Source organism: Mucilaginibacter sp. SJ (assembly GCF_028993635.1).
In the GTDB taxonomy this organism is placed as follows: Bacteria; Bacteroidota; Bacteroidia; order Sphingobacteriales; family Sphingobacteriaceae; genus Mucilaginibacter.
Genome location: NZ_CP118631.1, coordinates 5,325,267 through 5,336,596, shown reverse-complemented (window position 1 = coordinate 5,336,596; position 11,330 = coordinate 5,325,267). Strand labels below are relative to the sequence as shown.

Annotated in this window: 11 protein-coding genes; 9 read left to right on the top strand and 2 right to left on the bottom strand. The window is 42.5% G+C overall.

The features are described 5' to 3' along the window. Window positions 1-225 precede the first annotated feature (225 nt). The 3 genes from MusilaSJ_RS22200 to MusilaSJ_RS22190 all read left to right on the top strand — a co-directional run bounded on the left by MusilaSJ_RS22200 (window position 226) and on the right by MusilaSJ_RS22190 (window position 3,830). Window positions 226-924, top strand: a complete 699-nt coding sequence (locus MusilaSJ_RS22200) for a L,D-transpeptidase family protein (RefSeq protein WP_274986978.1) — start codon at window positions 226-228, stop codon at window positions 922-924. A gap of 150 nt (window positions 925-1,074) precedes the next feature. Continuing rightward, window positions 1,075-2,346, top strand: a complete 1,272-nt coding sequence (locus tag MusilaSJ_RS22195; RefSeq protein WP_342457033.1) for an IS4 family transposase — start codon at window positions 1,075-1,077, stop codon at window positions 2,344-2,346. A 440-nt stretch (window positions 2,347-2,786) separates the two neighbouring features. Next, window positions 2,787-3,830 (top strand): ligand-binding sensor domain-containing protein, encoded by a 1,044-nt coding sequence (locus MusilaSJ_RS22190; RefSeq protein WP_274986977.1) that lies wholly within the window; start codon window positions 2,787-2,789, stop codon window positions 3,828-3,830. Between the two features lie 44 nt (window positions 3,831-3,874). Here the strand turns inward: MusilaSJ_RS22190 and MusilaSJ_RS22185 are convergent, their stop codons facing one another. Further along, the gene (locus MusilaSJ_RS22185; protein WP_274986976.1) at window positions 3,875-4,765 is read right to left on the bottom strand and encodes a flavin reductase family protein; all 891 of its coding nucleotides are present in this window, start codon (window positions 4,763-4,765) and stop codon (window positions 3,875-3,877) included. Window positions 4,766-5,127: 362 nt separating this feature from the next. Continuing rightward, window positions 5,128-6,123: a fumarylacetoacetate hydrolase family protein gene (locus tag MusilaSJ_RS22180; protein WP_274986975.1), complete on the bottom strand. Its 996-nt coding sequence runs from the start codon at window positions 6,121-6,123 to the stop codon at window positions 5,128-5,130. A 704-nt stretch (window positions 6,124-6,827) separates the two neighbouring features. On the opposite strand from MusilaSJ_RS22180, the gene MusilaSJ_RS22175 reads away from it, so the two are divergent. The 6 genes from MusilaSJ_RS22175 (at window position 6,828) to MusilaSJ_RS22150 (ending at window position 11,028) form a co-directional block, all read left to right on the top strand. Further along, a complete protein-coding gene (locus MusilaSJ_RS22175) occupies window positions 6,828-7,985 on the top strand; it encodes a homogentisate 1,2-dioxygenase (RefSeq protein ID WP_274986974.1) in 1,158 nt (385 codons plus the stop codon). A gap of 86 nt (window positions 7,986-8,071) precedes the next feature. After that, a complete protein-coding gene (hppD, locus tag MusilaSJ_RS22170; protein WP_274986973.1) occupies window positions 8,072-9,220 on the top strand; it encodes a 4-hydroxyphenylpyruvate dioxygenase in 1,149 nt (382 codons plus the stop codon). 121 nt (window positions 9,221-9,341) lie between these two features. Next, a complete protein-coding gene (locus MusilaSJ_RS22165) occupies window positions 9,342-9,581 on the top strand; it encodes a hypothetical protein (protein ID WP_274986972.1) in 240 nt (79 codons plus the stop codon). Continuing rightward, window positions 9,566-9,865, top strand: coding sequence for a type II toxin-antitoxin system RelE/ParE family toxin (locus MusilaSJ_RS22160; RefSeq protein WP_274986971.1), 300 nt, complete (start codon window positions 9,566-9,568; stop codon window positions 9,863-9,865). Before MusilaSJ_RS22165 ends, MusilaSJ_RS22160 begins: the two co-directional genes overlap by 16 nt. Window positions 9,866-9,900: 35 nt before the next feature. Then, window positions 9,901-10,371 carry a YciI family protein gene (locus MusilaSJ_RS22155; protein ID WP_274986970.1) on the top strand — a complete coding sequence of 157 codons (471 nt, stop codon included), beginning with the start codon at window positions 9,901-9,903 and terminating at the stop codon, window positions 10,369-10,371. Next, complete coding sequence (locus MusilaSJ_RS22150; RefSeq protein ID WP_274986969.1) at window positions 10,372-11,028, top strand: DNA alkylation repair protein; 657 nt, start codon at window positions 10,372-10,374, stop codon at window positions 11,026-11,028. Window positions 11,029-11,330: the final 302 nt, after the last annotated feature.

Sequence of the window (11,330 nt, the reverse complement as noted above, 5' to 3'; positions counted from 1 at the left end):
TGTCTGCCTGTAAAAGGATTGCTTCGTAACTCAGCAATGACGTGGAGGAGATGTCATTGCTCCTTCAGAATCCAGCGGATTTAAATCCCTCAGCATGACAATCTTTGTTTTAATGGCGTGTTGTTATAAAATACCTGGCATTTTTAGCCAACAAAAAATCTTCCCTCCCATATAATTTCTTCCCAACACTTCCGTTAACTACAATTATAGTTAACAACCTAACCAATGCCTAAACCAATTACATTGCTGCTACTAATTCTATTATTAGCACTTCACAAACCCGAAATCCCCGATAGCAAACGTGCTGGCGACGTTCGCCTTAAAGTATGGCCTAAACTTCAAAAAGAACTTAAAGATAAAGGCTTTGCGCCTTATGGCCAGGTGTACATCCGCATTATTAAAGACATCAGCGTACTTGAAGTATGGGTAAAATCGGCTAATAAATACCAGCTCTTTAAAACTTATGACGTATGCACCTACTCCGGCGGATTAGGTACCAAAACCCGCAGCGGCGACGGTAAAAGCCCGGAAGGTTTATATACCATAGAGCCCAAACAACTTAACCCGGTAAGCAACTATTACCTGGCTATTAATGTAGGCTACCCAAATGCCATTGATAAAGCTAAAGGTTATACCGGCAGCGCCATCATGGCACATGGACATTGTGCTTCTATAGGTTGCTATGCCATGACCGATGCCCGCATTGAAGAAATTTATACCCTGGTTTACGAAGCGTTTGTAGCCGGCCAAAAGCAAATCCGTGTTGATATTTTTCCTTTCCGGATGGATGACGCAAACTTAAAGCGCTATGCGGCTTACAAACAGGATACCTTTTGGCGCAACCTCAAACCGGCTTACGAACTATTTGAAAAACGACAGCTACCAGTTGATTATCATCTTAAAGGAAAGGAATACGCTTATTGACCGTTGATTTTTTTGATTACGCGAATGGGGCTCAAATATTTAGCTTATGGTCGGTGTTATCACCAGAAGTGTTGGGAAGATTTTTAATTCCCTCCCCTGGGAGCATAGCCGTCAATTTAAGGAGTAGTATAAAAATTTTTAAGAGCAAGAATCGGCCAACCAAACCTGACAGGGTTATTTAAACGCTTAAAAGGGGAATTATTTGACCATGGATTTCTTGATACCCTTGCTAAAAACACGGGAGTGATCAAACGTTTAAGGAAGATAAGCGGATCAGATCTTCTGGATACGCTGCTATTTGACAGCAATCAATCATTTAATGGCATGAGTATGCAGCTGATGTTAAGGCATTCACTTAATATATCAAAACAGGCCCTGCATCAAAAGTATAATGAAGGGCTGACGGAGTTTATCAAAGGGGCTCTGGAGCGACTTTTAGCGATAGAATTGCCTTGTAGAGAGATACAAGGGCTTGAGATCAACATCAAAGATTCCACACGTTTTGCCTTACCGGAGGCAATGGCGGATGTTTATCCGGGGACAAAAGGCTGCGGGATAAAAGCTGGCGCGGCCCTGCAGTTTGAGTTTGGGATCAAAAGTGGAAGTTGTGATATCAGGCTAACACCGGGCAATTGCAATGACCAGAAAGAAAGCCACCTCGATCAGCAGATGATTCGACCGGGTGTATTATACATGAGAGACCTGGGTTATAGCCATATTGCTTATATGAGCAACATTATCGAAAAGAAGGCATTCTTTGTCAATAAGTTAAGCCCCAAAACATCGATACACATTCTGCGTAATGAAGTATACCAGGAGCTGGACCTGACCGCTTTACAAAAATCAGGAAAAGCATTTGACGGTTTAGTTTATATTGGAAAAGACAAGCTACCTGTCCGGATGATTATTGAACCGGTAAGTGATGAAATAAAAAACAACCGGATAAGCCATACCGATAAATACAACAAAAAGAAAGGCCATCAGACAACAGCGCTTTTCAAGCTCAGAGCAGGCTTTAATTTCATTGTAACCAACCTGGATAGCACTTACAGTGCCGAACTGATCCGGAAACTCTATCATCTCCGCTGGCAGATCGAGTTGGTGTTCAAAGGCTGGAAATCATCGTTGAAGATCCATCAGATGCCTAAAGGAAATACCCACCGTATCACCTGTGCACTTTACAGCAAACTATTATGGGCTATGTTAAGCTGGAAGATAACAATGTCAATCGGTAAGATCGGCGAGGTAAGTATCCTCAAGGTACACAGTTTTATAGCATCAGGTATGCAGGAGCTAAGGCTGCAATTGTGGGGATTAAGCAGTAAGTGGCTGGATATGCTCGAACAGCTTCCGTTTTACAAACTGCTTAAAGAGCAGAAAAAAGGACGGCTCAAAACAGAGGAAATTGTAATAATTATTTGATAATCAATATATTAAATGCTATCTTTAGGTGTAAACAAAGAGAAAGGCAGAACCCTTTACCGATCTGCCTTTCAAAAAAATAGAAATAAAACTATGAGAGCAAAAATACATAAAGTTTGCCTTTACGGGCAAACTACGTTCTGCCCTCAATCTCAAAAAAACAAACTCTTTTTTATTGCTTTCGCTTAAATTGACGGCTATGCCCAGGGGAGGGAATCGCACAATCCCTCGCTTTTTCTATTTCTTCCGAACACTTCTGGCGTTAACACACGCTTAATGTCAATCCGAACAAGTATCTGCACATCCTCCGGGAGAGGAAATTTCGGCCACCAGGCATAACATGAAGGCTTTATTTACAAAGTTTACATTTTTATTTACAATCCTGGTTCTTCTGACAGAAAGGTATCAAAGTAATTTCGCTGGATCAACTTTGATATGATATGAAAAATAAAAGAAACGTTCTGTCCTGCCTGATTATACTGCTGGCAGGAGTAATTTATTTCCCCGCACAGGCCCAGCAAAAGCATGCCGAAAGCTTAAGCGCCCCCACCGTACCTAACCGAATCACGCGTAATATCATACAAGATAAAAAAGGCAACATTTGGATTGCTGCATTTGATGGTATTTTTCGGTACAATGGGAAATCTTTTACCAATATCACAAGTAAAGTGAGTTCGGCCCGCTTCTTTTCTGTTTTAGAAGATAGAAAAGGCAACTTGTGGTTCGGCTCTATCGGTTCAGGTGTTTATCGTTACGATGGTAAATCCTTTCGTAATTTTACAATTAAGGATGGCCTTCTCAATAATGATGTTGTAAGTATTTATGAAGATAAAAAAGGCAGCATCTGGTTCGGCGTTTGGGGTGGAGCAAGCCGGTATGATGGAATATCATTTCGGAATTATATCATAAACGGATATGGGATGAATGAAGACCCAACAGGGAAAACATTTCAGGATAGGGCACCTTACGAAGTTAATTCAATTATTGAAGACAGAACGGGCAAGCTTTGGTTTGCCACAAGAGGCAACACCTTTGTGTACGACGGAAAAATATTTAACGTTTTCAGCCGTAATGGTAAACCTTTTACCAATGTTCGTTCTGTAATGGAAGATAAAAAAGGCAATATCTGGCTCGCCGGCCGCGATGGACTGTGGCGCTATGATGGTAGTTTATTTACCAATTTCACCCGGAAATTTGCGGGTTACGTTTACGAAGATAAAAAAGGAAACATTTGGACAAGTTCAGAAAGTGCTGATAACCCCACCAGGGTACTTTCTGGCTTTAGCGCTAATACAGCGGCCTGGGCGCTTTCCCGTTACGATGAAAAATCCTTGTCTGATAAAAAGCCATCAGTAACCGAAATAACTAATAAGCCAATGGTTTTTGGGATTTTAGAAGATGATAAAGGAAATATTTGGTTTGGTGCTGTAGGTGGAGTGTATAGGTATGATGGAAACACTATAACAGACTTTAAAGGGATGTAGCTGATGATCCTTCCTACACTGGCAGAAGAAAACATATTCAGCTATCATTCCATCAGCAACGCCATCAAAGCTTCTTCAACCCGCTCCTCTTCAAGCAATTGCTTAGCTTTCAAATGTAATTGCAACTCACGGGTCTGGCTGTCGCCGATGGTGGCATCAAGTACTTCTTTTATCTCCGGGGTAAGCGCAAAGGCTTCTATAGCTTCATCGCCGGGTATAGCTTCGAGGTTACCCAATTGCCCGAGGTTGTTACCTGTAAGGATCCTTGAGTTGCGGATAGCATAAGGCAGTGCATCAACACCTATACCCATTTTGGTATTGGGTTTGGCTACTTTAAACAGGTTATCTTTAGTAACCCGGCAATACCAGTCGCCGCCAAGCCGGGCAACCAGGTCCATTTTGGCTTGGTTTATTTTACCATCCGCGTCTAAAACGGTATCGCTGATATGGATCAATTTAATTTCGGCAAGAACAAGATTACCGGCGCCATGGCCTTGCCCCAGTTCAATCACCTCCTTAACCACACATTCCAGCTGCACATATGATTCGGCCACGCGCGGGGGTTTTACCAATTGCGAGGGTAACTGTGTTAAACCCGATTTGATAAACTCATTAACGCCCTGCGGATATTCTACGCTTGAGAGCGAAGTTTGCTGCACCATATCATAATTAACAATATTGATCACGCATTCGGGTATTTCTTTTACATTTTCGAGCGTGTGTTTGGTGGTATTGTCCCGTACCCTACGCGATGGCGAAAAAATACATATCGGCGGATTAACGCTGAAAATATTAAAATAACTGAAAGGGCTCAGGTTTACATTTCCCGCCCTATCAACTGTAGACGCCAGGCAAATCGGCCGCGGAGCTACCGCAAAGTTCAGGTAACTTTGAAGTTGAACGGGAGAAAGATCGGATATGTTAATGGTGGGCATACACGTTTTTATTCACAACCGTCATTGCGGGGTACGAAGCAATCCCCGATTGGCAGAGAGGCTATACATGTTACTCTGTAAGTTTGGGATTGCTTCGTACCTTATAATGACGTATTTGTAAGTTATTGATTATTAAGTATATTTTTTTGATTGCTTTATAAATATGGGCGTTGCCTGCGGCCCGTGCTATACGCTTATACTGCACAGGCATTAGCCACAAGGCCGGTATCCGCTCCTATCACTAACGCGCCCCGCACACCATCTCTAAAATGTATTTTATACGTCATCGCCATTTTTTCCGGAATTTCCCTAATGGTTTCTCGCAATGACACAATTATTTGCAATAGTGTGATAGACTCTTTTTACTTCTTTAACTTCAAGATCGAAAAATCACTATCGGCCTTTTTAATAATATTCCCCAGCATCCCTAAACCGGTAACCTCCATTTCAACCAAATCGCCGGGTAGCAGCCATTGTGGTTCATAATCGGCATTATTAAGTACGCCGGTGCCATTCAATTCAAGAAAACAGCCCGTACCAACCGTTCCTGAGCCAATTACGTCGCCCGGTAATACATTGCATCCGTAGGCAGCACGCTCAATGATCTCGGCAAAGGTCCAGTCCATATCGGCCATATTACCTGCCGATACCTGTTTGCCATTCACCACGCACTTCATCTCCAGGTTATAGGCGTTACCGGTATGCCCGGGTTTCGCAGGTACTTTATATTGCTCCAGTTCATCGGGTGTTACCAGCCAGGGACCAACCACCGTCGAAAAATCCTTACCCTTTGCCGGGCCAAGGTTCAGCAGCATTTCTTCCATTTGCAGGGTGCGGGCGCTCATATCATTCATGATCATATATCCCGCTATAAAGCTATCTGCTTCGGCAGCTGTAATGTTACGTCCTTTTTTATTAAGCACCACCGCCACTTCCAGTTCAAAATCAAGCTTTTGAAAATGATCGGGCATACATTCAATTTCGCCGGGGCCTTGTACAGCGTTATGGTTAGTGAAATAAAAGATAGGATACTGATCAAACTCGGGTATCATATCCAGCTTACGGTTACGCCTTGCCGAAGCCACATGCTGACGGAAGGCATAACCGTCTCGGCATGATGTTGGGTGCGGCACCGGGGCCATCAGCTCAAAAAACAGCTCCTCTTTAGCCTCTATCTTTCCCGACCGGATTTCTTCATTAACCCGCGCCGCGTGTTCCATCAGTTCGGGCCCTCCCCATAAAAACTCGTTCATGTTATCAGGGATCAGCTTATCGCATGAGTTTAAATTATAGATATGGCCATTAACAAAAACGCCAAGATGTTCTCGGTCTTCGGTTTTATAGGATACTAATTTCATAGAGTAGCTTAATTGGTATAATCAAAGCTAATGATTTTGGTTGAGGGAATTATGGTGAATGGTTGATTATTGGAGAGTGAATGGTTGATTAAGTTGATTAGGTGAGTAGTTGCTTGAATAGTTAGCAGTTTATATAGTTGATCAGGTTAGAGGTTACAACTTTCGGCCACCGCTCGGCTCCAGCCGGGTGGTAATTATTCCCAGGCCTCTGGCCTGTATACATCATGCCGGCGGCCAGAGGCCGTTTTATAGTTGCCACTCGGCTGGAGCCGAGCGGCGGCGTAAGGATTAAAAAATAACTAACCAGTCACCTAATCAACCACTCACTATTCAACCCAAAACTTGCATCCTAAATATAATCCCCCTAACTTAGTATCATGTTACGCGTACAAATGCATTTTCTGTTTTCATTGGGGTTAACCTCCATGAGCGATGCCTCATCGTTCAGAGATGCTATGCTTGCCAAGATCGTACTGGCGCAATACTAATTCATCTGTTTTTTGTTGAAAGGTTTTAATGTAGCAAGCTTGGGTATTACCTTAAGCTAAGTACGCGCACGTGTAATTCTGTCTAAACAACGCCCATTAAACTCCTTTCATCAAAACCATCTTCATTTGCTTCTGTTCAATAAATAATAAAGTTTTAATCGGGTAAAAACAAACCTTGCAACATTAAAACCTTACAACCAATTAACATTACAAGCCATGCCTCTATATCATAGTTTAGGATCAATTCCGCCTAAGCGGCATACGCAATTCCGTAAGCCCGATGGTAGTTTATATGCCGAAGAGCTGGTATCAACCGAAGGTTTTTCGAGCCTTTATTCGCTGGTGTACCACGCCTACCCGCCCACCATTGTAAAAACACTTGGCGAGCCCTACAGCGTAGAGCCTAAAATAGCGCGCGAAAAGCACCTGAAGCATACCAGTTTGATAGGCTTCAACGTGCAACCGGAAAATGACTATCTGCAAAGCCGCAAGCCGGTACTGGTAAACAGCGATCTGCATATTTCGCTGGCAGCACCACGCCAAAGCATGACTGACTATTTTTATAAAAATAGCCAGGCCGATGAAGTGGTTTTCATTCATGAAGGCACCGGCACTTTAAAAACAGGCTTCGGCAATATCAAATTTCAATACGGCGATTATTTGGTGATCCCCCGCGGTACCATTTACCAGATGGAGTTTGACGGACCGGCCAACCGACTTTTTATTGTCGAAAGTTTTAGTCCTATTCGTCCGCCAAAGCGTTACCGCAACCAGTATGGGCAATTGATGGAGCATTCGCCTTATTGTGAGCGCGATATCAAACTACCGGCCGATCTGAAAACTTATGATGAGCACGGCGATTTCAAGATCCTGATTAAAAAGCAGGGCCTCATTTATCCTTATATCTACGGCACCCATCCTTTTGATTTTATAGGCTGGGATGGTTTCCATTACCCATGGGCATTATCCATCCATGATTTTGAACCGATAACCGGCAGGTTGCACCAACCACCACCGGTACATCAAACCTTTGAAGGCAACAACTTTGTAATATGCTCATTTGTGCCCCGCAAGTTTGACTATCACCCGCTGTCTATCCCTGCACCTTATAACCACAGCAATGTAGACAGTGACGAGGTTTTGTACTATGTAGATGGCGATTTCATGAGCCGCAAAAGCGTAGTGAAAGGGCAAATCACCCTGCACCCGGGCGGCATCCCTCATGGCCCGCATCCCGGCTCGGTCGAAAAATCAATAGGCAAAGAATCAACAGATGAACTGGCGGTGATGATCGACCCATTCAGGCCGCTGATGCTCACGGAGGATGCCATCAGGATAGAGGATGAAAATTATTATAAAAGCTGGCAGATGTGAGGTTAAAGGCGAAAGGTAAAAGCTGAAAGGCTATTAGCCGTAATGCCAAAATCACTAATCATTAACTCACTAAATCACTAATTAAAATGCACACACAAACTTTAGATAAAAAAGTCTCCCCTACCGGGGGAGATTTAGAGGGGGCTGCTGATTTCCTCCCCCTTAATGGTACGGATTACGTTGAATTTTATGTAGGCAATGCCAAACAGGCGGCCCATTACTATAAAAGCGCATTCGGTTTTCAAAACCTGGCTTACGCCGGGCCCGAAACCGGTGTGCGCGACAGGGCATCATACGTATTACAACAAGGCAAGATCAGGATTGTGCTTACCACTCCCCTGCACTCTGAGCATCCCATTGCCGATCATGTTAAAAAACATGGCGATGGCGTAAAAGTATTAGCCCTTTGGGTTGATGACGCCTACGATGCCTTTGAGCAAACCATTAAACGAGGTGCCGAACCTTATCAGCAACCGCAAACCCTAACTGACGAAAATGGCGAGGTACGCACCAGCGGCATTAAGCTTTATGGCGAAACCGTGCATATGTTCATTGAACGTAAAAATTATAAGGGTTTGTTTTTACCGGGATATCAAAAGCTGGAAAATAATTACAATCCGGCAGATACCGGTTTGCTGTATGTTGACCATTGCGTGGGCAACGTAGGCTGGCATAAAATGAACGAATGGGTTAACTTTTATGAGGAGGTTTTAGGTTTCCGCAATATCCTCACCTTTGATGATAAAATGATCTCGACCGAGTATTCGGCTTTGATGAGCAAGGTGATGAGCAACGGGAACGGCTATGTAAAATTCCCGATCAATGAACCTGCCGAAGGTAAAAAGAAATCGCAGATTGAAGAATACCTTGAATTTTATGAGGATGAAGGTGTACAGCACCTGGCCCTTGCAACGCATGATATTGTAGCCACCGTTACCGAGCTGCAGAATCGTGGCGTTGAGTTCTTAACTGTTCCTTCAACCTATTATGATGACCTGATCGACCGCGTTGGCCATATTGATGAAGACCTTGAGCCATTAAAACGCTTAGGTATTTTGGTCGATCGCGATGACGAAGGATACCTGTTGCAGATTTTTACTAAACCTGTTGAAGACCGGCCAACCCTGTTCTTTGAAATTATTCAGCGCAAGGGTGCCAAATCATTCGGTGCCGGTAATTTTAAAGCCCTATTTGAGGCCATTGAACGTGAACAGGAAGCAAGGGGAAATCTTTGATTTCGAATTTCGGAATTTCGATTTCGGATTTTTAATATTGAAATTATGATTTGGAGCCGGGCATTGTCCGGCTTTGTTGTTAAGGATTAAATTAGTAATTTGACATTATAAAAGGCCGGCCATGAACATTAAGGAAAACTTTCATCATTTGATAGATACGATTGATGATGAACAATTATTGAAAAGCTATTATCAGTTAATTCAGCAATTAAATGCTAATCAAACCGGCCACCTGTGGAACAATTTGAACGAAGCCGAGAAGCAGGAATTATTGATAGCTTATAACGAAAGTTTTGACAATACAAACCTTTTATCTCACGAACAGGTAAAGCACATGCATGAAAAATGGCTAAAGCAATAATCTGGAATCGCAAAGCCAGCGATAAGTTTAATTCCATTATAGCATATTTAGAACAGGAATGGGGTGAAAACGTAACAAAGCACTTCGTTGTCAATACCTACAAAATAATTGAACTCATAGCTAATTATCCCGAGATGGGGACTTTAGAAAACAAAGAAAAGCAAATACGGGGTTTTGTTATAACCAAACATAATACGTTATTCTATAGAATTGAAGAAGACAAAATAATCCTGATCACGTTTTTCGACAATAGACAAAATCCGAGAAAAAAGCCCGGCAGTTAGCTGATTTTATATTCAATTACATAACCCCTAAGTCCATGAAAAAAGCTTTACTCATCATTGCCTCCGTAGCACTAAGCCTTAATTGCGTTGCTCAAAATATTCCCGCCTCCAAACCCGTTTATGATGCTGCACTTGCTAAAAAGCTGGGTGCGGATGATTACGGCATGAAAAAGTACGTAATGGCTTTCCTGAAAGAAGGACCAACACAACTCAAAGATTCGACGGCTAATATGCAGCTGCAGATGGCGCACCTTAAAAACATTGGCCGGCTTGCCGCTGAGGGTAAGCTGGTTGTTGCCGGCCCATTTTTAGATAACCAGCCTTTAAGGGGGATTTTTATTTTTAATGTTGAAACCGTAGAAGAAGCTCAAAAACTTACTGAAACCGATCCGGCCATCAAAGCGGGAGCTTTAGTTATGGAGCTTCATCCTTTTTATTGCAGCGCGGCACTGATGCAGGTTGTGCCTATTCACAATACCCTCCAAAAGAAAAGCATGACCAATTAAATGGATGCCGTACCATTTATAATTGAACAGCTTAAAGAAAAAGCTGATGCTGCGTACCTAAAAGGGATGGCCCGTTTTGGTATTGATAGCTCACAAGCTTTGGGTGTAAAATTGCCGGAGATCCGTAAACTGGCGAAGGTCATTAAAAAAGATCATGAGCTGGCATTGGCACTTTGGGATACGCAAATACATGAAGCCCGGTTGCTGGCCTCCATGATAGCCGATCCTAAACAGGTTACCCCCGAACTAATGGACAGGTGGACCGGCGACTTTTATTCATGGGATATTTGCGACCAGGTTTGCGGTAATCTTTTTGACCGCACCCCATTCGCCATTAATAAAGCTGTTGAATATGGTGCCCATGAGCGGGAATTTGTAAAACGTGCCGGTTTCGTTTTAATGGCCGAATATGCAGTTCATAATAAAACGGCGCCCGACGAAATATTTACAAACCTGTTTCCTATTATGGAGCGGGAAGCCTGGGATAACCGGAACTTTGTTAAAAAAGCTATTAACTGGGCTTTGCGCCAAATAGGTAAACGGAATAATATATTAAAAGTTAAAGCCATTAACACTGCACGAAATATATATAGTCAGCCCAGCAAATCGGCCAAATGGATTGCAAAAAACGCGCTTGATGAACTAATAAGCAAATAAGGATTTAATATTTTTCCATACAGTTAAACGCTGGTAAATTGCCTGTAAAATAGGACATTATAATATCCAATAATAGTTCACTCATATTTATTAACTTAGTGCCCGCTATTTTTTACAATTAAATTACATCAAACTATTTTATGAAGGATACCTTCATTTTTTTCAACACAAAAATGAAGCCTGAGCATATTTTTGTAAAATATTACTTCAATTAGGAGTAGATATGGCCAGATATTCTTAAAACCGTAAATACCAGTAAAAGAATACATTATAAAGTATCAAAAATATTATATTTGAAGCAG